Raw genomic sequence first — 22278 nt, 5'->3', positions numbered from 1 at the left:
GCTTTTGTATTACATTTTGGATTACATTTTTGGTTTACCGATTGTATTACAGTTTGTATTACAGTCTGTCTAACATATTGTCATCCTGTCTGTCTCACACTTTGTCTTCCAGTTAGGTCTTACGTGTTCTTCCCTGGCACTTCTTGTGCAGAACCGCACGTCGACTTGCGGCTCTGCTGATTTCCCGCCCACTGCTGCCGGCAGCAAGTAGAGAGTGTGCCTCCCGCAGCATGCGGAAAGCCGTCACTCTCAAACGCCGTTACCGGAGGTGTCCGGTACCCCCGTTCACCTCCTGAACAACGCAAAAACCCGCCGTCTCAATAAAGAGACGGCGGGTCACCCCTCCGCGGTACCACTCTTTTTGACGCATAGGCTCCTGGCAATGCCAAGCCCAGCTGCGTCCAGCTCTTCCCCATGTATCGTACCGGTTCCATAAGGAACCAACCGCGATACATGAAGGTCCGTTAACGGGGACAACCGTTGCGGCGTACCTCAAGCCTTTCCGCCGCTCCGCTCCCGGGCGAGATTCAATGTTTTCCGGTGACTGCGTTGCACCACCCCGCAGCTCTCTGTTCACCTTCGTCATCTACTGCTCCCGTTCATTGCGTGTATTGATATTGATTTTGACCTCTGCATCCCTGAAAATCCATACAAAAAAGCCTGCCATCTCATTCAAGAGACGACAGGCTGTTAACCTTCGCGGTACCACTCTTGTTGATATCACGGATCAGCCAAACCTCTGCCATCCTAAGATATCCACTTTACAGCCAAGTAAGATCATCCGGCCTCATAATAATTCCGCCTGTCTTACCCGACCACCCTCTCACGGAGGTAACCCGTAACGGTGTACGAAAGGTACGGCAATCCTCCACGCCGTTCAACGCTCCTGTGAACAGGAGGCCCCTGCTTCCACCGCTCCGCTCCCGGACGAGTTCAGGGCTCCTTCGACTGCGTCGCACCTGCCCGCAGCTCTCTTATCCCGGAGTTTCCTTACTGCTTCCATTCATCGCGTTTGTTTCGTTTAATTGCCCTTGATTATACCCGCGCCTCCAGAGGCTGTCAATAGGCGGCTACCGACCACTTCTCCAGCGACAAGCCGGGATCGGCCACCATGTCCAGCGGTGTGTCTCCGTCATGCATCCACTTGATATAGGCCGCTGCGCCGATCATCGCTGCATTGTCGGTGCAGTACACTGGCGGCGGGATGATCAGTTCAATCTTTTCCCTGTCACAACGGGCAATCAGCGCTTCACGCAAGCCCTTGTTCGCGGCAACCCCGCCGCACAGAAGGAGCTGTTTGGCCTCGCAGGCTTTTACGGCACGGACGGCTTTCTCTACGAGCACCTCGACAACCGACTCCTGAAAACCGCGGGCGATGCCGGCAACATCCGGTGTGAGCCCCTTCATCTTGCTCTGGTTGACTACATTCAGCACAGCCGACTTCAGACCGCTGAAGCTGAAATCATAGGAATCCGGCTCCAGCCAGACCCGCGGCAGCGGCACAGCTTCCTCCGCCTCCCGGGCCAGCCGGTCTACATGGGGGCCGCCGGGATAAGGAAAACCAAGGGCCCGCGCCACTTTGTCATAAGCCTCGCCTACTGCATCGTCACGGGTGCGTCCAATGATCCGGAATTCCCCTTCCCGTTCCATATTCACGAGTTCAGTGTGTCCCCCGGACACTACAAGAGTCATGCAGGGATATTGCAATTCCTTGACCAGCCGGTTGGCATAAATATGCCCGGCAATATGATGCGTGCCGATCAGCGGCTTGCCCCAGGCCAGCGCAAGACTCTTGGCCGCAACTACGCCAACCAGCAGCGCGCCGACCAGCCCAGGACCCTGCGTTACGGCAACTGCGGTCAGCTGTTGCGGCTCAACACCCGCCGCTGTCAGCGCTTCTTCGATCACCAGCGTGATAACCTCGACATGCTTGCGTGAAGCCACCTCAGGAACTACACCACCAAACGCACGGTGCGTCTCAATCTGGCTTGAAATGATATTCGACAGCACCTCGCTGCCGTCCTTGATGACCGCGACCGATGTCTCGTCACAGCTGGTTTCAATAGCTAATATAAGTACAGGCTGAGCTCCGCCCGTTTCTGTCTTCATTTCAGATCCACGCTTCCTTCCATCATTCCATGCTCCTCGTACTCCGGCAGATCCGCCCACATAATAAGCGCATCCTCACGGTTGTCTGAATAGTAGCCCTTGCGGGTACCCGCGGGCCGGAAGCCTTTTTTCCGATATAAATTCTGGGCTACCTCGTTGGAGACCCGTACCTCCAGCGTAATCGACTTCATGCCTAAATAAGCGGCTGTCTTCATCAGTTCATCCAGCAGCCTATCCCCCCATTTTCGTCCCCGGTAAGCCTCGAGCAGGGCGATGTTCGTCACATGGGCCTCGTCCACAATTGCCCACATTCCGGCGTATCCAATAATATGGCTCTCCAGCTCCATAACCATATATTTAGCGAAATGATTATGCGTCAGCTCGTTGCGGAACGCTTCCTCGGTCCATGGCATAGTGAAGGCTTCCCGCTCAATTATAAGAATTTCGGGAATATCCTCCAGCTTCATCAGGCGGAAAATAAGCTCGCTCTCCGGGTCTCTAATTGGCTCCGATTCCGTCATCTTTTGTTCAGGCTCCCTTCACTGCTCCGGCGCAGATTCGCTTCCGCTTCGGAAAGCTGGGTATAGTTCGGGATTAACCCGTGAATATCGTCACTCCCCGCCAGCAGCCGTTCCTCACCAAGGAAGCCTGTCCAGCGGCCCTCCAGCTCATAAGGCACGGCCCGCACACAACCTTCTTCCATCAATGTACGAAGGCTGTCCTCGCTGCCGTGCAGCTCAGTCTCCCCGACAAACCACAGGATACGGGGTTTTACACCCTCTGCTGCTGCCTGCTTAAGCCGTTCTTCCAGCTGCAGCACCCAATCTGCCATAAGGCGGATCGCATCGGGCTCAAGCCGCCGCGGGGCCTCATCGCCACTTGCGGCAAACAACGCCGTATAGGCTTGACCCCGGCGCGCGTCGAGCAGCGGAATAATCCAGTCCGGGCCGTTCCCGGCCTTCTCCGGCACCTGTCCTTCGGCTTCTGGGTGCTGCTGTGCAAGAGCGGCGCCAAAGCCGCCCCAGGCCAGTGCATGCAGGCTCGACACACCTGCTACCGGAACCTTCCAGGCCCAGGCCAGCGTCTTCGCTGCTGTAACCGCAATGCGGGTTCCCGTATACGAACCGGGCCCGACTCCGACGGAGACTCCAGCCAGCATACCGGGGGTAGTCCCCGAGGCCTGCAAAGCCTCCTGAATAATCGGCAGCAGATGAACCGAATGGTTCCGCTCCCCGGATGCATTGATTTCATGCAAAAGCCTGCCGTCTCCCGTTATGGCCACACCCAGGACAGCCGTTGATGTATCCAGCGACAAAAACCGCTTGCGCGGCTCTTTATTTTCATTCGTCATCTTTCTTTACCCCACTTCTGGATCAGAGCCCGGCAGACCTCGCCGTAAGGCTCTCCGATTCCGGTAACCGTGATCAGTCGTTCGTCCGGCCCGGCTGTTTCCATGTATATATGCAGATGCCCCGGCGGCATCAACTCTTGTATAATACTGCTCCATTCCACCAGGCAAATGCCCCGCCCGTAAAAATATTCATCCAGCCCCAGCTCGTCCGCTTCCTGAAGCGAAATCCGGTATACATCCATATGATACAGCGGCAATCTGCCTTCATATTCTTTAATAATTGTAAAAGTAGGACTGTTTACAATCCCCTGTACGCCCAAATGGCGGGCATACCTCTGCGAGAATGCCGTTTTGCCCGCACCCAAATCGCCGTCCAGGCCGATAACCATCCCCGCCGTTGAAGCAGCAGCGACAGCGGCAGCGAGCAGCTCCGTATCCTGCAAGCTGTAAGAACGGTAAGTAAACACCGTTTCAACATTATTGTCCAAGCTGCAACTACCACCTTTTAGAATATACCTTGCCGGTAACAATACTCTTAATTATATCGGTATGGTACTGCTACCGCAACAACCCGATCTACTCCTGTCCCTCGGCAGCAAAGCCCCCGTTGCCGGTCTTTCTTATGCTGCAAGTGCAGTTATCCTTTCCCGGGCGCAGGGAGAGCAGGTTATGCGAGTCCACTTATTCTAACGGTTTCATAATCCGAATGCAGCGACAATTGGCAAATACAAAAAACCGACTGAACAGGGGGTATCCCTTCAATCGGTTAGGTTCATTGCCTGCCATTAATTCTAACTTCCCTGCTCCTCCAGCCGTTCCACACCGACGGTATGCGTATTGGTCGGCCGAGAGCCGACCTGCACCGTAGCCATGCCATTATCCGCATCAACATGCTCAATCCATACCGGCTCTCCATCCAAATGTACGGAGATCATTTCTTTGGAGGCATAAATAGCCTTCGCCCGCTGTACATCCATTTTTTTGGCTCCTTAAAGTTTTGTAAGCATATGCTCCATTGTTTTAGCTTCGACAAAACTAGCTTCGGAAGCTTGTACTTAAGTTTTGTGAGCAGATGCCCCATTGATTTACCTTCGTACAGAACTAGCTTCGGGAAGCTTGCTCTTTATTTTTGTAAATATACGCTTTTTTGCACACTGGCTTGGCTCCATTCCTTCACAACATCACACTAAGGTCAATGTTCCTCTGTCTCCTCCTCGGCAGTAGGCGGTTCACCAATCGTCGCCACGGCATCGAGGTGCTCTGACTCATCACTTAACCCATTGTCATCCCGTACCGCAATAATGTTCTCCCAATCCACGACCTCTGCCGGAATATCCTGCTCCGATAAGCTGTCGATCCATTCATTCGGTCCACGCCCCATATAGTACCTCCTCTGCCTTCCTGATTCTTTTTTCATCCTTCAAGGTTTGCCTAATTCACTGTTCTCCGTGTACTTCATTGTGCTTCCATTTCCCAGTCTTCTACCGCAAGCTGATGCAAAATGACGCTGCTCGTCCATGGGGACCTGATTTTATTTTTTCCCATGGTTCGCAAAAAATGCATCCGGCTAGAAAAAGCCCCGCCGCCCCATACTAAGCCAAAGCACTTATTATCAGGAGGCGATATCCATGCATACCGTTTGGAAAGGAGCCATCAGCTTCGGCCTTGTACATGTTCCGGTCAAAATGTTCTCCGCCACGGAGGATAAGGACATTTCCCTGCGTTATATCCACAAGGAATGCGGCAGTCCGCTGTCATACGTGCGCAAATGTCCCGTGTGTGACAAGGAAGTAGCCTGGGAAGAAATCGGCAAAGGCTATGAGTATGAGAAGGGAAAGTTTGTCCTCTTCGACAAAGAGGACCTGGATCAGCTTACCGAGGAGAGCAGCAAAAGCATCACCATTCTAGACTTTGTGGATTTAACGGAGATAGATCCGATTTATTTTCAAAAGACCTATTATCTTTCTCCCGATCAGGCCGGGATGAATGCCTACCGGCTGCTCATGGAAGCTATGCGCCAGACCGGAAAGATAGGCATTGCCAAAATTTCCATCCGCTCCAAAAGCAGTCTCGCCGCCATCCGTGTCTTGTCGGACTGCCTGGCGATTGAAACCATCTATTATCCCGATGAGGTGCGGCCCGTCTCCCAGGTTCCAGGCCTGCCGGAAGCCGGAATGGTCAATGACAAGGAGCTGGATATGGCCAAACTGCTCATCTCCCAGCTGTCCACACCCTTCGAGCCGGCAAAATATACCGATGATTACCGCCAGCGGATGCTGGATCTGATCTCACATAAAATTGCCGGTGAAGAGTTCCATATTGCTCCGGCGCGGCAGGAGAGCAATGTAATCGACCTGATGGCCGCGCTGCAGGCCAGCATCGAAGCAGTCCAGCATATCCCGTCGGACCCCGGGCCCTCCCCGTCCGGTTCTGCTGCCAAACCGCAAACAGCCGCTGCCAGGAAAAAAACCGCCAAGGCCACAGCCTCCGCTCCCGCAGCCGCTGTGCTTAACGAAGCAACCGGCCCGATTCCGGTTATTTCACCCAAGCCGAAACGCCGTACCGCCAAGAGCAAAGATACGGTTTCCTAAGCTATGCACGGGTTGAAGCCTAAGCGCTTTTCCCGCTTATATTCCCTTTAGGAGGGGTTGCTATGAAGCTGCAGCCTGTCATTCCATTTGAGCCTGTACTGGCCGCACAGCTTCCGTCCGGCAGCGAGTGGATCGCACAAATCAAATGGGACGGTGTACGCATGCTTTCTTATTACGATGGCAGCCATGCCGAGCTCATTAACCGCCGGGGCAACCGCCGCACGCCACAGTATCCCGAGCTGGCCGAGCCCCGCAGCTATTGCCGGGCCGGCTCTTTTATCCTTGACGGAGAAGTCATTGCGCTCAGTGGCGGCAAACCTTCCTTCCATGAGGTCATGCGCCGCGACAGCCTGAAGAATGAAGCGGCCATCCGGGCGGTTAGACCGCAGGTTCCTGTTCTATATATGGTGTTTGACATCCTGTATTGCAACGGACTATGGCTGCTCGATCAGCCCTTATCCCGGAGGCAGCAGTACTTAAATGAAATGCTGCTGCCCCATCCCCATGTCCAGAATGTGCCGAGTTATGCCAATCCGGCGGAGCTGTTCTCCGCAGCCCAAAGCGGCAGTCTGGAAGGCATCGTATGCAAGGACGTGAATAGTACTTACGCGCCGGGAGGGAAGGACAAACGCTGGCAGAAGCGGAAAATCATCTCCGATGTAACTGCCGTCGCCGGCGGGGTAACCTTTCGTGACGGGATTGTAAATGCGCTGCTTTTCGGCCTGTACGACAACGAAGGCAAGCTGCATTACATCGGTCATGCCGGTGCGGGCAGAATGACGGCAGCGGATTGGCGGAACGTGACTGCGGAAGCCCACCGCCTCACCGTACCGAAGATGCCTTTTGCAGCCCTGCCCATGCGGTATGGATCAAGCCCGAGCTGGTCTTCAAGCTTCATTTTCTGGAATGGAACAGCTCAGGTACCTTTCGCCAGCCGGTCATTCAAGCACAAGTAGATCTGCCGCCGCAGTCTTGCCGGATTGAGCAGAAGGAGTAATTAGAAACAAGGGATTAAGCGCAAAAAGTGTGTGCTGCAGTTATGTACGAGGACGGGAAGGGAGGAGATCCGGCATGCCGGCAACAATCAAAGGCTCCATTACTATAGCCGGACAAGAAATTACGATAACGAACCCCGATAAACCATTATGGCCCGAAGCAGGGATTACCAAACGCATCTATCTGGAAAAGCTTGCCGCACTCTCGCCGTATTTGCTGCGCTATTGCCGGGACCGGCTGCTGACGGTAATCCGTTACCCCCACGGTATTTCCGGCACGTCTTTTTATCAAAAAAACGCCCCGGACCCCCTGCCGGACTTTGTCCGAACAGCGGTACAGGACAAAATCAACTATATCGTACTTCAGGGCTTGCCGGAGCTGCTCTGGCTGGGCAATCTGGCTGCACTGGAGTTTCACCCTTCCCTGCACTATGCGGGAAGCGGGCTTCCCTGTGAATGGATGATTGATCTTGATCCCTCCCTTGAGGTGGAGCCGCGGATCATGGAAGCGGCCGCCACTGTCGGTGAAGTATTGAAATCACTGGGACTGGCTTCCGTTCCGAAGACTTCGGGGGCCACAGGTGTGCAGATCATCATTCCTATTCGGCCCGGTGTTACTTTTGATGACTTGCGCAAGATCGGGCATTTTGTGGGACGTTATGTCACCGAGAAACGTCCTGATTTGTTCACTCTGGAGCGGCTGAAGAAACACCGCGGAGACAAAATTTACTTTGATTATCTTCAGCATTACGGAGGTAAAACCCTTGCCGCTCCTTATACACCTCGTGCCAGACCGCTGGCCACCGTCTCTACTCCCCTCTTATGGGAAGAGGTGCAGCGCAATGTCTCCCCTGCAGATTTTCATCTGCTGAATATTGAGGAACGCCTCAGCCGCATGGGCGATTTAATTGTTAGCGTACCGCCTCAGCCGGTAGAGAACATTATCTCCCGGCTCCCTTGATTCTGAAGCAGCAATAAGCCCGCAACTGCCTTTTCAGGCTGCGGGCTTATCAGGCGTCCAGTTTTTGGACGGAAGGTTATATATGAGAATACGGCGCTGCCAAACGCAAGCCACCCTATTGATTACTCTGACTTTCGTAAATATACCTTCCTTCGGATAGCGCTCAGGTTGTGAGAATCGCTAGTGGATTGATTTTTTCTTAAAGCGGCCGCCTTTAACATCATGGATATTGCCAATTGCGATAAAGGCATCGGAATCCCAATCCTCAACAATCGACTTCATTTTGGCTTCTTCCAAACGGGTAATTACCACAAAGATCACTTTCTTGTTCTCACCGGAGAAACCGCCTTCCCCATCGAGATAGGTAACGCCGCGTCCCAGACGCTCGGTCAGCGCTTCGCCGATATCACGGAATTTATCGCTGATAATCCATACCGACTTGGATTGATCAAGCCCCTCAAGCGTAATATCAATCAGCTTAAACGCAATATAGTAAGCAATTAGAGAAAACATCGCATTATTCCAGCCAAACACAAAACCTGCGCTCGAAAGAATAAACAGGTTGAAAAACATAACTACCTCACCTACGGAAAACGGCAGCTTCTTAGACAAAAGAATGGCGACAATTTCTGTACCATCCAGTGATCCCCCATAGCGTACAACGAGCCCTACACCCACGCCGAGAATGACGCCCCCAAACACTGCGGCAAGCAGTGGTTCCACCGTTATGGGATTTACAGGATGCAGCAGCTGAGTACCGATGGACATTACTACTACGGCAAATAATGTGGATAAGGCAAAGGTTTTGCCAATCTGCTTGTAACCTATAACCAGAAACGGCAAGTTAAGCAGCGTAAGCAAAATCCCGAGCGGGATGTCAAAAATATCGGACAGCATAATAGAAATACCCGTAATTCCGCCGTCAATCAACTGATTGGGAACAAGAAAAATCTCCAGTGCAACAGACATCATACCCGCCCCGAGCACCATCATAATGATCCGATGGGCCAGTCTGGCGGTCTTCAAAGCCCCCGACTTCTGCGGTTTCTTCTGTTCCTCATTCGTAAAGACTTTTTGGCTTACAGTCATAGAACTCCCCCTATAAAAAAAGTATAAACAAGAATAATCGAAAGCATAATTGTTGAGCTATACTTTCTTAAATTTCTTCTTATACCTATATTATATCATAAAAGAAGCTAAAATAAGGAACGGAACATGTTTGCGCCTTCGAAAAGTTAGGATTTTGACCATTTTTCCGTCATAATAGCGGTGAAAGCAGCTGACAGAGCCCTTGAATCAACTTGACATTTCGTCCCCTCCTGCTAAATTTCCCAGGGTCAATAAATTCGCTATGTTTGAGATCATTCTGGAACGCTGACTTAAGTGAAGTAATGATCTCCGGCTGGAGCAGCACCGCGGTAAGCTCGAAGTTGGAGTAAAAGCTGCGCATGTCCAGATTGGCACTGCCCACAGTAGCCAGCAGATCGTCTATGATCATGACTTTGGCATGCATAAATCCCTTCTTGTAGCGGTAGAATTTCACCCCGGCATCCTGCAGATTCTCAAGATAGGATAGAGAAGCATTATAAACCAGCCTGTTGTCTGGTGTGGCCGGGATAATAATTCTCACATCCACACCGCTGAGCACAGCATTCTTAAGGGCCCGGCAAATCGTCGGATCGGGAATGAAATACGGAGAAGCAATCCAGATTCGCTGCCTGGCTGCACATAATGCAGCAAAATACATCTCCAGAGAGGCATCTATTGCTCCATCAGGCCCGCTTGCCACAATCAGTACAGTCTCCTGTTCTTCACAGCTGTGCTTTGGAAAAAAGCGCGGATGGCTAAGTGCGTCTCCTGCCGCCAATCTCCAATCCTTGAGAAACACGTATTGCAGATTATAGACTGCATCTCCTTCAAGCCGCAGGTGGGTATCCCGCCAATAGCCCAGCTTGGGGTCCTTGCCCAAATAATCATCCCCGACATTCAATCCGCCCGTATATCCTATTAGACCATCAACAACCAGGATTTTGCGGTGATTGCGGTAATTAAAGCGGCGGTCCATAAGTGAGGTCAGCGGCGGCAGAAAGAAATGGACTTCTACGCCCGCATTTTTTAAGGTGCGAATAAATCCGCGGCTCAGCTTATGGCTGCCGAGGCCGTCGCATAGCAGACGCACTTTAACCCCCTGGCGGCATTTGCGGATCATGACTTCTTTAAACCGCTCACCGGTGACATCATCCCGAAAAATATAGAACTCCAGATGGATATTCTCCCGCGCCGTTTCCATCGCTTCCAGCATATCCTCATAGGCCTCTTGGCCGCTGGAAAGTATCCGGCACTTATTGCGTCCGGTAACTGGACTTTCCGAGAGCCTGGAGAGCAGATGCAGCAGTTCATCGCGGCCTTCAAACTCCGGGTTCCCGGTGTCTGGCGTATTTTTCACAATCTTAATTTTGCCGGAGACGTGGGTGCGAATTTCACGTAGCAGCGGCGAGCAGCGTTTGCCGATCCTGCGGTTCTGCCAATAATCACGGCCCAAAAAATAATAGAACAACAGCCCTGCAGGCGGGCAGCAGAATGTAATGAACAGCCAGGCCAGCGCTCTTTGCGGACGGCGGTGCTCCAGCATCAGTATTACGGCAATCTGCAGAATAAAAAGGCATAAAATAATTGCAAATATTCTCAAGGCGCACACCTCCTGAAAGTCTAGAATAACTGTCTCCTGCCTGAGCTTCGTACAAGCCGGTTTCGGGCTTTGGCACCTGCATCACTATGTCCTCCATGAAAAACCGGTAATTAGCTGTACCCAAGCCAATTCTAGTACAGGTTTTGCCGTAACTCTCCTTCTTTATTCAACCAAACCGTTGTCATGTTCGCCAAAGGCCTGGAATACATAGAGTAGTAGGACAATTCGGATGAGCCCATTTAATAGCTAACACTCGCAGGCACGGAGTTTTAGTTACCACGAGGCGGCTGCACAAGCCGCAGAAAGGAGTAGCTATGAAGAGTCAGCCCGATCATAACAAGATTACACTGCTCGTCGTCCGCGAAGCCGGACGTCCGGTCAGACAACTTCAGCTATCGAGGCCGCTTGCCCTGGCCCTCCCGGCCGCAGCCGCTCTGTCTATCTCCAGTCTGGTCACCTCCATGCATTTTCATGCCTCCCGCTCGATTGCGGAGCTGGAATCGGAAGCAGCGGCGCTATCCCTGACTAATCTTCGAATGGAAATGAAGGTCGCCGATAAGGACCAGACACTCCAGCAGCTCCGCAGTCAGGTGACTGAGCTGTCGGAGGAGGCCAAGAACATCAAAGACAAGCTAAAAAGTGTCAGTGAGCTGGAAGCGCAGCTCCAGTCGCTGATTGACAAGGAGAGCGGGTCCACCACTGGAACAGACCCAGGTAAAGGTAAGGGTACAGGCACAGACTCCGATACCGAAAAGACATCCTCCTCCAATGCGTCATCAGGGACGCTCTCTCATGCCACAGCTTCACTGGACACCATAGACGGATCTGCTCCAGCCGTTACAACAGTGATAAATGGTGTAAATTACACGGCTGCAGCGGTTTCCAATTCTTCTTCGCTGTCCGGTGTAAGCTACCGGATCGGGGCGCTTTCATCGGTACTGGGCAGTAAGGTAACCCCACAGGTAGGCGGTGAATATATCGCGGTCTATCAGGAGGATCCCTTGGAGCTGGTCCGGCAAACTAAAGATGATTATGCAGAAATCCGCAGCATGCTTGAAGAGATGGTGAACAGCATCTCCATTACGATTACCCAGGCCGAGAGGGCAAACAGCGTTCAAGCCAACCTTCAGGCCAAAAAAGCGCTCGCCGAAAAAGCCCGCTTGGCACCGGCCGTGATCTGGCCCACCCACTCCAATGTGATCACCTCAAGCTTCGGTTACCGCTCCGACCCTTTCAAGGGCGTTTCCGCCTATCATTCCGGCATTGATATTGCCGGTGATATCGGTGATCCTGTCTATGCAGCAATGGCTGGTGTGGTCACCGCCTCCGATCAGATGGGTGCAAGAGGAAAATACATTATTATCGAGCATACAAACGGTCTGGAGACCTGGTACATGCATTTGAACGGAATGACCGTCAAAGCTGGTGACAAGGTGAACAAAGGCGAGCAAATCGGAATGCTGGGCAATACGGGGCGCAGTACAGGTCCCCATCTTCATTTTCAGGTGGTAAAACAGAACAAGGCGGTAAATCCGCTCAATTATGTAAAACCCTAAGGAGGAATCAAAAGTGTGGAATAAACCAAAGCAGCAGGCATCCTTTAAGTCTACTGACTCGCTGATTGGTCTTGGAGGTACACTGGAGGGCAAGGTGCAGTGTGATACTAATTTGCGGATTGAAGGCAATTTCAGCGGGGAAATTCAGTGCCAGGGGACAGTGACCGTAGGTGAACAAGGAACGGTCCGTTCCAGCATTAAAGCTCAGGAGATCATTATAGCCGGCAAAGTGTTCGGTGATGTTACCGCCGACCGCCGCCTCACCATGACTGGAACCGGACAACTCCACGGCAACATCCTTGCAGGGACGCTCAGCATTATGGAGGGAAGTGTGCTTAACGGTTCCATAGGCATGACAGAACAGCCCGCCCCGGAGAAAGCGGGCGGACTTCAGGAAGATAAGAATAAGGACAAGGCAGGTAAACGTGCCTCCAAGGCGCAGAGCAAACTGGAAGCCGGCTAAACGGTTTGAACCTGTCTGGGCTCATTCCCGCAGCTTCCCACATGCACCCGCCTCACATTCCATTTACGTACGGTCTTAAGCGGCGACATCCCTTTTACGGAATACGATCCAGGAAACCGCCAGAAACAGCAGATAATATACAGCCAGCACGGCGGCAGAGAACCCAAGGGTTACACCGCCAGGACCCGCATCGCTCAATATATATCCCCGCAAATCCATGTGGGTAAAGATCAGATACTTAGCCCACTCATACCTTTCCGGGCTAAAGATGGCGATAAATAAATTTTTGGTAAACATAATAAACAAAGACAGACCGATCGCCAGTCCGCTTGCCCGGAATACACTGGAAACCATAAAGGCAAGCGCAGCGGTTAGAAACAGCTCAACATAACGGCAGAGCACGTCGAGGAAGGAGTATTCAACCGGACTCCAATTTCCGAAGTTGAACGCTCCCGCTTCCGCTGAAGGGGAGAAGATCAATGACGAACCATAAGCGAAAGCAATTAATATTGCTGTGCTGAGCAGACTGAAGAGGATCATGGAAATATATTTTGAGAGCAGTATTTTGGAGCGGCTCCACGGGCGAATCAGCAAAAGCTTGATTGTTCCCCAGGAAAATTCGCCCGCCACGGAGTCGGATGCAACCACAACCGTGAAGATCGTATTCAGGAAAAAGGCAATGCTCACGGTCGTCTGAAAGCTCTGCCATAGTCCCATCCTGGACATATCACCACTGCTGGTGAAATAGAACAGTGCCGGAAACAGCGCACTCATTAAGGCCAGAATGAACAACATAATCCATGTACGTACACGGCTGTAAATCTTGATATTCTCATTATGTATGAGAGCAGCGAACTCACCCAATGCCTTCACCTCCTGTAATTTCCAAGAATTGATCTTCCAGTGAGCGGGACAGCGCTTTGATGCTGTAGACCTTGATGCCGCCTGCCACCAGCTTCGCATTCAGTTCGGCCACTTCCTCACGGCCCGCCACGACGGCCAGACCGCCTTCTCTCAATACTCCACGGCCAATCAGGCTAAACGCCGCTTCCGGATTGCTCACCTCAAACAGTGTTTCCTTAGTCGGCATTACTGCGTCTCCCACTGTCTTCAGCTGTTTCACATCTACGAGCCGGCCATTCTGGATAATGGCGACGCTGTCGCACATCAGCTCCATTTCGGACAACAAATGGCTGGAGACAAACACCGTTGTTCCCTCATCTTGGCAAAGACGGCGCAAATAATCGCGAAGCTCACGGATCCCTTGCGGATCAAGCCCGTTTGTCGGCTCATCCAGAATCAGCAGCTTCGGCCGATGCAGCAGGGCCTGAGCGACACCAAGCCGCTGGCGCATGCCCAGAGAATAGGTTTTTACTTTATCATGAATTCTCTGTCCAAGCCCGACGAGCTCCACAACCTCATTGATCCGCTGCTTGTTTACACCCGGCACCATGCGCGCATACTGACGCAAATTCTGGTATCCGGTCAGGAACTTGTACATCTCCGGATTCTCTACAATGGCCCCGATATTGGCTACCGCTTCTTCGAATTGATCCTTGATGCTGCGGCCGCAGATCAGAATGTCTCCCTCGCTAATCGAAATAAGCCCTACCATCATGCGAATTGTCGTTGTTTTCCCGGCGCCGTTTGGTCCAAGAAACCCAAATATTTGACCGGACGGAATGTCCAGCGTTAAATTACTGACCAGCGCTTTGGAGCCTATTTTTTTGGTGACGCCCTTAATGCTGGCTACAGGATTCAACACTTCTGCCATATTTGGCATTATTTCACTCCCTTTCGTCAGTTATCTTTCTATACTACCACAACTTACCTTTTTCATGAAAATCAGGAAAAATACATTACATTATAAAGGGACCGTCTCCTTTCATTACAGAAGGAGACGGTCCCTTGTTCTTCGACAATTGCTTAAAGATTAGCCACCGACACGGGCAAGCTCACGCATGTTGGCTTCAAAGGCTGCCATTAGTGCAGCTTCGCCGGTCAAGCCTGTTTGCTCAACTTTGCGGATTTGCTCCATCATCCGTTTGTAATCCTTTGGAATTACTCGGGCAAAACTCGGCAGAGCCGCTTCCCAGCCATCCAGAATCCGTCTTCCCGCGGCACTGTCAGTAAGCTCCGTGTGACGGGCAATCAGACTGTGCAGTTCAGCGATTTCGTCCGGTTCTTCGACCCGCTCCAGGAGCACCATTTCCAGGTTGCAGCGTTTGATGAAGTTGTTGTTCGGATCGTATACATAAGCGATACCACCGGACATCCCTGCTGCAAAGTTGCGGCCGGTTTCACCGAGCACAACGACGCGTCCACCGGTCATATATTCACAGCCATGGTCGCCCACGCCTTCAACGACGACATTCGCACCGGAGTTGCGGACGGCGAACCGTTCGCCGGCGATGCCGCTGATGTAAGCTTCGCCGCCGGTCGCTCCGTAAAGCGCCGTATTCCCGATAATAATATTGTCCTCAGCGGCAAAGGTTGCCTTCGGCGATGGCTTAATAATCAGCTTGCCGCCGGACAGCCCTTTGCCCACATAGTCATTGGAGTCGCCTTCGACCGTAATCGTAATCCCTTTCGGCATGAACGCGCCAAGACTTTGTCCGGCAGATCCGCTGAAATGCAGGCGGATCGTATCATCAGGCAGGCCTGCCGCTCCATATTTGCGCGTCAGTTCGCTGCCCAGAATCGTTCCTACCGCACGGTTCACGTTCGTGATTGGCAGCGAGGCTTCAACCACCGTACCGAATTCCAGTGCAGGTGCAGCCAGCTCCAGCAGCTTCGAAACGTCGAGCGTTTCTTCAAGACCATGGTTCTGGCGTTTGCTGCGGAAACGTGTGCTTCCTTCCGGCATTGCCGGAGTATGAAGCAAGCTGCTCAGATCGACACCTTTCTTCTTCCAATGACTCGAAGCGCGTACAGCGTCGAGGCAATCGGTGCGTCCAACCATTTCTTCAATGGTGCGGAAACCAAGCTCAGCCATAATCTCACGCAGATCCTGCGCCACGAACGTCATGAAGTTAACAACATGCTGTGGATCGCCTGTAAAGTTCTTACGCAACTCCGGATTCTGTGTTGCAACACCGACCGGACAGGTATCCATCTGGCACACCCGCATCATGATGCAGCCTACGGCTACAAGCGGTGCAGTAGCGAATCCATATTCTTCAGCACCCAGCAATACTGCTACTGCCAGGTCACGGCCACTAAGCATTTTGCCGTCTGTCTCGAGCACGACACGGTCGCGGAGGTTATTCAGCATCAGTGTCTGATGGGTCTCAGCGAGACCCAGCTCCCAAGGCAGACCGGCATGGCGGATAGAGTTCATCGGCGATGCGCCGGTTCCTCCGTCATAACCGCTGATCAGAATGATATCAGCACGGCCTTTGGCTACACCGGCAGCGATGGTTCCAACGCCTACCTCAGACACCAGCTTTACGTTAATGCTGGCACGCGGATTGGCATTCTTCAGATCGTAGATCAGCTCTGCCAAATCCTCAATGGAATAAATATCATGATGCGGCGGCGGTGAGATCAGACCTACGCCTGCTGTGGAGCCGCGCACTTCTGCCACCCATGGATATACCTTGCGGCCCGGCAGCTGTCCGCCTTCACCAGGTTTAGCCCCCTGTGCCATTTTGATCTGAATTTCATCCGCATTCACGAGATAGTTCGAAGTCACCCCGAAACGTCCCGATGCCACCTGTTTAATTGCGCTGCGGCGGGAATCACCGTTGCTGTCCGGAATAAAGCGTGCCGGATCTTCGCCGCCCTCACCGGTGTTGCTCTTGCCGCCGATGCGGTTCATGGCGATTGCCAGCGTCTCATGTGCTTCCTTACTGATCGAACCAAAGGACATCGCACCGGTCTTGAACCGTTTCATAATTGATTCTGCCGATTCCACCTCTTCCAGCGGAACTGGCTGATTTGCCGATTTGAATTGCAGCATGGAGCGCAGCGTCTGATGTTTCTCGCTTTCCCCCTGAACAAGTGCTGCATATTTCTTGTACATATTGTAATCGCCGCTCCGCACGGAGTGCTGAAGCAGATGAATGGTCTGCGGGTTGAACAGATGCTCTTCCCCGTCGCTGCGCCATTGGTACTCGCCGCCGGAATCAAGCACTTTATCGTTGCCGTCTTTGTCGGTGAAGGCGCGGTTATGATGAATCAGCGCTTCTGCCGCCACTTCTTCAAGGCCGATACCGCCAATACGGGAAGGCGTCCAGGTAAAGTAACGGTCGACAAATTCTGAATTCAGTCCAACAGCTTCAAAGATCTGTGCGCCACGGTACGATTGAATAGTAGAGATACCCATTTTGGACAGTATTTTCACTACGCTCTTTGTCGCAGCCTTAATGTAGTTCTTCACAGCCTTCTCATGCGAAATTCCGCGCAGCAGGCCCTGGCTGATCATGTCATCCAGACTTTCGAAGGCCAGATACGGATTGACCGCACTTACGCCATAGCCCAGAAGAAGCGCATAATGATGGACTTCACGGGGTTCGCCGGACTCCAGCAAAATGCTGACCTTCGTACGTGTTCCCGAGCGGATCAGATGGTGATGCAGGCTGGATACAGCCAGCAGAGCCGGGATGGCCGCATTCTCGCGGTCCACACCGCGGTCGGACAGAATAAGAATATTATGACCTTTGGCCATTACGCGGTCAGCAGCCTCATTCATGCGCTCCAGTGCGATACGCAGTCCTTCCGCTCCAAGCTCAGCCGGGAACAGAATCGGAATAGACATCGATTTGAAGCCCGCCCGGCGGACATGGCGGATCTTGGCGAAATCCTCATTCGATAAAATCGGCGATTCCAGCGAGATCTGTCGACAGCTCTCCGGTTCTGGTTTCAGCAGGTTGCGTTCCGGTCCGATTGTCGTAGCGGTTGACGTTACCAGTTCTTCACGAATTGCATCAATCGGCGGATTGGTTACCTGTGCGAACATTTGTTTAAAGTAGTTGTAAAGTCTCTGCGGACGATCCGACAGCACAGCCAGCGGAGCATCATAGCCCATAGAGCCGACAGCTTCGGCGCCGGTTGAAGCCATAGGCTCCAGCACCTTGCGCAAATCCTCAAAGGTGTAGCCGAAGGATTGCTGCAGCTGCTGCACATTGTCATGTTTCGGGTTCGGCAGTTCAGGTGCATCCGGAAGCTCGTCAAGTCCGATCAGATGCTCATCCAGCCATTGGCGGTAAGGCTGCTCGGAAGCAATGGATGCTTTCACTTCTTCGTCAGAAATAATCCGGCCCTGCTTCGTATCCACGAGCAGCATCCGGCCTGGTCTCAGGCGGTCTTTATATAGTACATTCTCTGCCGGAATATCAAGAACTCCTGCTTCAGAGGATAAAATAATCATATCATCTTTGGTTACATAATAACGGGCAGGACGCAGACCGTTACGGTCAAGAATGGCTCCGATTTGCACACCGTCGGTGAAGCCCATCGCGGCAGGCCCGTCCCACGGCTCCATCAAGGTGCTGTGGTATTCATAGAATGCCTTCTTCTGCTCATCCATGCTGTCATGGTTGCTCCAAGGCTCAGGTACCATCATCATGGCCACATGCGGCAAGGAACGTCCGCTGAGATACAGGAACTCGAACGTATTGTCGAACATGGCGGTGTCGGAACCGTCCGGATTAACAACCGGCTTGATCTTGCTGAGGTCTTCTCCGAATACTTCACTCTTGAACAGCGACTGGCGGGCGTGCATCCAGTTCACATTCCCCCGCAGGGTGTTGATCTCCCCATTGTGGATCATGAAACGGTAGGGATGGGCACGCTCCCAGCTCGGGAACGTATTGGTGCTGAACCGGGAGTGGACAAGCGCAATCGCGGATTCCAGCTCTTTGTTCTGCAGATCCAGATAGAACTGGCCTACCTGCTCAGTTGTGAGCATGCCTTTATATACGATCTTACGACAGGACATACTTGGCACGTAGAAGGACTCACCCTCTTCGGTACCGCCATAGCGGATTGCAAGTTCTGCGCGTTTGCGGATTACATACAGCTTGCGTTCAAAAGCCAATTCATCCTTGACGCCTGCGGAACGGCCGATGAATACCTGACGGACATAAGGCTTCGCTGCCTTGGCAGTTTTGCCCAGCATTTCGTCAAAGGTAGGCACATCGCGATAGCCAAGCACCTCTTGGCCTTCTTCTGCAATAATGTCGCTCAATAGCGCCTCGTGGCGGGCACGGATCTCCTCGTTATGAGACAGAAAGATCATACCCACGCCATAGCGGCCCTGCTCCGGCAGTTCAAAGCCAAGCTTAGCGGCTTCCCCTGCAAAGAAACGGTGCGGAATTTGCAGCATGATGCCGGCTCCGTCACCGGAGTTCGGCTCGCTACCCTGGCCCCCCCGATGCTCCATATTGAAGAGCATAGTCAAAGCGTTACTTACAATATCATGGGACGGTGTGCCTTTAATATGGGCAACAAATCCCATGCCGCATGCATCTTTTTCGAACTGGGGATCATAAAGGCCCTGTTTGCCGGGCAGTTCAGTGTGTCTCATTGTACGCAACCTTTCTATAATAAAGTAGAAGTTATCATCGGAAGAACCCGCTTGCCGATCTGCATAACGGCGGCATCACTTTCACAAAAAATATAAGGGAAAAGTAAAGCGCAAGCTCTACTTACATTATATTTACAGGAAAATATTTCAGAGAAAAATCTTAATAATTATTCAGGGCAGATTGGTTATATTATTTTATCATCGACCTGACATGAGCGCAATTTAAACTTTTTTATGAGTTTGATTAACAATTGCTTTTGCGGTACAGCTTTAGTGAATAAAAGCGTAAAAAATCTTTACGATGCATAATTATGCATTAAAACCGAATATGTTCTTATGCAATGAAAACGCTTATTTTGTTTTCTTTCCATAACATGTCATTTTAATGGCGCATATCATTTCCGCAATAAGCAAAGAACGCCCCTAAAGGAGCGTCCTCTGCTTATTGTTATATTATTGCTATTAAACGATTATACAGTCAAAACTTGTTCACTTTTTATAGCAGCTTCACTTTCACGACTGCGGGTCATGAAATAGGTGAACGTAAGGGCCAGGAATACAATGCCGTAGATCGCAAGCAAGCCTGCATCGTTCCACATTACACCCGTATCTCCCGTGGAAATTACTGCCTTGAATCCTCTGACGCTGTAGGTCATAGGAAGAAGCGGATTGAAGAATTTCATCCAGTTCGGAATCAATTCAAGCGGGAACGTACCTGCACTTGTCGTCAATTGGAAGATAAGGATGACAATAGCCACAAAACGTCCCGGTTGATCCATCCAGGTTACAATCGCCTGGATCATCCACATGAAGGCAAGACTGGTAATGAAGATAAATGCATAGAAGAGCGGTACATTCTGCACTTCAAGACCCAATCCGTACAGAACAATAACTGCAGCGAGCAGCGCCTGAAGCACACTCATCATTGTGAATGTAAGCGTACGGCTGACAAACCGGTTGAACCGGCTGGCACCGATCACTTCGGAATCACGCATTGGAATAATAATCGTGCTGATCAGTGCACCTACAAACAGTCCAAGGGACAGGAAGTAAGGCGCAAAGCCTGTGCCGTAGTTTGGCACGGCATTGACTTTAACTTCTTCAATCTCCACCGGCTGGGCGAACATCGATACCAACGCATCGGTCTTATTCACCGAACTGGTCTGTGATGCGGCATCGCCAAGCTTCGTTGCAAGTTCTCCTGAACCGGCCTTCAGATCATCAAGACCATCCTTCAGCTGACCTGCTCCATCGCTTAGCTTCTTCGAGCCATCGGCGACAGAAGTCAGACCGCTGCTCAACTGTCCTGCTCCATTCAACAGTTTCGAAGTTCCGGCTTCCAGCGCCTTGCCGCCATCGGCCAGCTTCGCACCGCCAGCTGCAGCTTCGTCCAGCTTCGCGCCGAACTGCTTCATTCCTGCGGCAAGTGTAGTGCCGCCGGTTTCCAGCTTCGTTGCACCCGCCACGAGCTGTTTTTGTCCTTCCAGCAGCTGCGTGCTGCCGGCATTCAGCTGCTGCGCTCCGTCATGCAGCTGACTGACTCCAGCATCCAACTGCTCAGAACCGGTATGCAGCTGTCCTGCACCCTGCACAAGCTGCTCCTGTCCGCTGTGGAGCGCAGATGCGCCTTCCACGAGCTGCTGCTGACTTTGATCCAGCTGCGCGCTGCCTTGAGCGACTGCCGTGCTTGCGGCCAGCAGCTTTTGCACATCAGGGCTGGCTGCAAGCTGAGGATTTGTTTTGGCCAGCTGCTGCAGGCCATCGGCCACTGCTTTGGCTCCCGCGCTCACTTTCGCGCTGCCATCCTTGGAAGCCTTCAGACCGGCTTCCAGCTTGGCACTGCCTTCGACGGAAGAAGTAAGTCCCGCTTCCAGCTTAGCACTGCCATCGACAACCGACTTCGTGCCGGCCTGAAGCTTAGTCGTACCTTCTACAGCTGATGCTGTACCAGCCTGAAGTGAAGCTGCTCCGGTTTCCGTCTTCTTAAGGCCTTCACTCAGTTGCTTGTTGCCTGCTGCAGTCTGTGATACACCAGCCTGCAGTTTCTTGTGTGCAGCAGACAATTGCTGGAGTCCGCCTGCCAGAGTACTGCTGCCGTTCTGTATGGCGGCGGCACCCGTATTCAGATCGCTCACACCTTTCGTAAGCGGCGCTACACCATCGAGCAGTTTACCAGTGCCCTCGGTCAGTACTACCAGATTATCCTTCAGCTTCAGCGCGCCGTCATCCAGCTTGCTTGCGCCATCGGCAATTTTTGTTGCGCCGTCTCCGGCGTCGCCAAGCCCGCTGGCAATCTCCGTAATTTTATCGAATACGGATTCTGTATAAGCTTCCGTTATTTTGGCCGATACTTTTGTCTTAATATCCTTTACCGCAGTTCCGCCAATTTGGCCGGCAAGGAAATTGAAGCCTTCGTTCGGTTCATAAATAATTTTGGCCGGCTGGGGATCAGTACCCAGCAAGGTTGTTGCATTTGCTGAAAAATCTTCAGGCACAATGATCGCCATATAATAAGTACTGTCATCAAGTCCTGCTTCTGCCTGGTCACGGGTTACGAAATTCCATTCGAACCCGTCGGTTTTCTTAAGTTCTTCTATCAGGTCATTCCCGGCAGTTAGCTTTGAGCCTTCGTAGTCGGCACCTTTATCTTCATTTACGACAGCGACCGGCAGTTCATTCATTTTACCGTAGGGATCCCAGAATGCTTTCAGGAACAACCCGCTGTACAGCACCGGAACGAATAGAACAACAAACATTGGGATCAGCACTTTAGGATTCTTCAGCACTGCCCCAAGGTCCTTGAAAAACACGGATAAAGATTTCATTCTGGTTCTCTCCTTATAATCGTTTGCTCTCTTTTAAAATGCTATGAATCTTCAACTCTTGCTATTGTGTTGAAAGTTACAGTAATACCATATGACTGTTTTCCCCAATTGGTCAGTCCGGGGTAAAAAAAAACCTATTCGGTTTTTGTTACCACTGCCGCCTAAGTAAAAGAACATCCAGGGAAAGCAGACGGTTGACGATGCCATCC

17 protein-coding genes, 1 pseudogene and 1 other annotated feature are annotated in these 22278 nt (G+C 52.0%); of the genes and pseudogenes, 6 read left to right on the top strand and 12 right to left on the bottom strand.

What is annotated here, in order from left to right; translation table 11 throughout:
• Nucleotides 1–321: 321 nt before the first annotated feature.
• Nucleotides 322–612, bottom strand: a binding site (T-box leader).
• Nucleotides 613–1059: 447 nt separating this feature from the next.
• The 6 genes from tsaD to AC3WT9_RS26365 form a co-directional block, all read right to left on the bottom strand.
• On the bottom strand, nucleotides 1060–2109 hold the full coding sequence (gene tsaD / locus AC3WT9_RS26390; RefSeq protein WP_341090148.1) for a tRNA (adenosine(37)-N6)-threonylcarbamoyltransferase complex transferase subunit TsaD: 1050 nt from the start codon (nucleotides 2107–2109) through the stop codon (nucleotides 1060–1062).
• Nucleotides 2106–2630, bottom strand: a complete 525-nt coding sequence (rimI, locus tag AC3WT9_RS26385; protein WP_341090146.1) for a ribosomal protein S18-alanine N-acetyltransferase — start codon at nucleotides 2628–2630, stop codon at nucleotides 2106–2108. Before rimI ends, tsaD begins: the two co-directional genes overlap by 4 nt.
• Nucleotides 2627–3460 (bottom strand): tRNA (adenosine(37)-N6)-threonylcarbamoyltransferase complex dimerization subunit type 1 TsaB, encoded by an 834-nt coding sequence (tsaB, locus tag AC3WT9_RS26380; RefSeq protein WP_341090145.1) that lies wholly within the window; start codon nucleotides 3458–3460, stop codon nucleotides 2627–2629. Before tsaB ends, rimI begins: the two co-directional genes overlap by 4 nt.
• The gene (gene tsaE / locus AC3WT9_RS26375; RefSeq protein WP_445744950.1) at nucleotides 3457–3948 is read right to left on the bottom strand and encodes a tRNA (adenosine(37)-N6)-threonylcarbamoyltransferase complex ATPase subunit type 1 TsaE; all 492 of its coding nucleotides are present in this window, start codon (nucleotides 3946–3948) and stop codon (nucleotides 3457–3459) included. Before tsaE ends, tsaB begins: the two co-directional genes overlap by 4 nt.
• Before the next feature lie 303 nt (nucleotides 3949–4251).
• Nucleotides 4252–4437 carry an H-type small acid-soluble spore protein gene (locus AC3WT9_RS26370; protein ID WP_076113499.1) on the bottom strand — a complete coding sequence of 62 codons (186 nt, stop codon included), beginning with the start codon at nucleotides 4435–4437 and terminating at the stop codon, nucleotides 4252–4254.
• 215 nt (nucleotides 4438–4652) lie between these two features.
• Nucleotides 4653–4841 carry a hypothetical protein gene (locus tag AC3WT9_RS26365; protein WP_341090143.1) on the bottom strand — a complete coding sequence of 63 codons (189 nt, stop codon included), beginning with the start codon at nucleotides 4839–4841 and terminating at the stop codon, nucleotides 4653–4655.
• Between the two features lie 247 nt (nucleotides 4842–5088).
• Here AC3WT9_RS26365 and ku point away from each other — a divergent pair, with 247 nt between their 5' ends.
• The 4 genes and pseudogenes from ku to ligD all read left to right on the top strand — a co-directional run bounded on the left by ku (nucleotide 5089) and on the right by ligD (nucleotide 8007).
• Complete coding sequence (gene ku / locus AC3WT9_RS26360) at nucleotides 5089–6051, top strand: non-homologous end joining protein Ku (protein ID WP_341090140.1); 963 nt, start codon at nucleotides 5089–5091, stop codon at nucleotides 6049–6051.
• A gap of 62 nt (nucleotides 6052–6113) precedes the next feature.
• Nucleotides 6114–6638: pseudogene (locus tag AC3WT9_RS26355) on the top strand (ATP-dependent DNA ligase); the annotation flags it as partial.
• Between the two features lie 203 nt (nucleotides 6639–6841).
• Nucleotides 6842–7048 carry an ATP dependent DNA ligase gene (locus tag AC3WT9_RS26350; RefSeq protein WP_492408143.1) on the top strand — a complete coding sequence of 69 codons (207 nt, stop codon included), beginning with the start codon at nucleotides 6842–6844 and terminating at the stop codon, nucleotides 7046–7048.
• 74 nt (nucleotides 7049–7122) lie between these two features.
• The gene (ligD, locus tag AC3WT9_RS26345) at nucleotides 7123–8007 is read left to right on the top strand and encodes a non-homologous end-joining DNA ligase (RefSeq protein ID WP_341090138.1); all 885 of its coding nucleotides are present in this window, start codon (nucleotides 7123–7125) and stop codon (nucleotides 8005–8007) included.
• Between the two features lie 180 nt (nucleotides 8008–8187).
• Here ligD and AC3WT9_RS26340 read toward each other — a convergent pair whose 3' ends face one another.
• A complete protein-coding gene (locus AC3WT9_RS26340) occupies nucleotides 8188–9096 on the bottom strand; it encodes a YitT family protein (protein WP_341090137.1) in 909 nt (302 codons plus the stop codon).
• A gap of 169 nt (nucleotides 9097–9265) precedes the next feature.
• Entirely contained in the window at nucleotides 9266–10696 is a 1431-nt protein-coding gene (cls, locus tag AC3WT9_RS26335) for a cardiolipin synthase (protein ID WP_341090135.1), read from the bottom strand.
• 314 nt (nucleotides 10697–11010) lie between these two features.
• On the opposite strand from cls, the gene AC3WT9_RS26330 reads away from it, so the two are divergent.
• Nucleotides 11011–12252 (top strand): peptidoglycan DD-metalloendopeptidase family protein, encoded by a 1242-nt coding sequence (locus AC3WT9_RS26330; RefSeq protein WP_341377454.1) that lies wholly within the window; start codon nucleotides 11011–11013, stop codon nucleotides 12250–12252.
• 13 nt (nucleotides 12253–12265) lie between these two features.
• Entirely contained in the window at nucleotides 12266–12715 is a 450-nt protein-coding gene (locus AC3WT9_RS26325) for a bactofilin family protein (protein WP_341090132.1), read from the top strand.
• 75 nt (nucleotides 12716–12790) lie between these two features.
• Here AC3WT9_RS26325 and AC3WT9_RS26320 read toward each other — a convergent pair whose 3' ends face one another.
• The 4 genes from AC3WT9_RS26320 to AC3WT9_RS26305 form a co-directional block, all read right to left on the bottom strand.
• Nucleotides 12791–13579 carry an ABC transporter permease gene (locus tag AC3WT9_RS26320; protein WP_341090130.1) on the bottom strand — a complete coding sequence of 263 codons (789 nt, stop codon included), beginning with the start codon at nucleotides 13577–13579 and terminating at the stop codon, nucleotides 12791–12793.
• Nucleotides 13572–14489 (bottom strand): ABC transporter ATP-binding protein, encoded by a 918-nt coding sequence (locus tag AC3WT9_RS26315; RefSeq protein WP_341380324.1) that lies wholly within the window; start codon nucleotides 14487–14489, stop codon nucleotides 13572–13574. The genes AC3WT9_RS26320 and AC3WT9_RS26315 overlap by 8 nt, the downstream gene beginning before the upstream one ends.
• Before the next feature lie 159 nt (nucleotides 14490–14648).
• Nucleotides 14649–19244, bottom strand: a complete 4596-nt coding sequence (gltB, locus tag AC3WT9_RS26310; protein ID WP_341090129.1) for a glutamate synthase large subunit — start codon at nucleotides 19242–19244, stop codon at nucleotides 14649–14651.
• Between the two features lie 470 nt (nucleotides 19245–19714).
• Complete coding sequence (locus AC3WT9_RS26305; RefSeq protein ID WP_341377453.1) at nucleotides 19715–22069, bottom strand: YhgE/Pip family protein; 2355 nt, start codon at nucleotides 22067–22069, stop codon at nucleotides 19715–19717.
• Nucleotides 22070–22278 lie beyond the last annotated feature (209 nt).

The organism is Paenibacillus sp. EB106-06-01-XG199, assembly GCF_058791575.1.
Note: the sequence above shows the minus strand (reverse complement) of the source record. Positions and strands in the feature narration are given on the sequence as shown.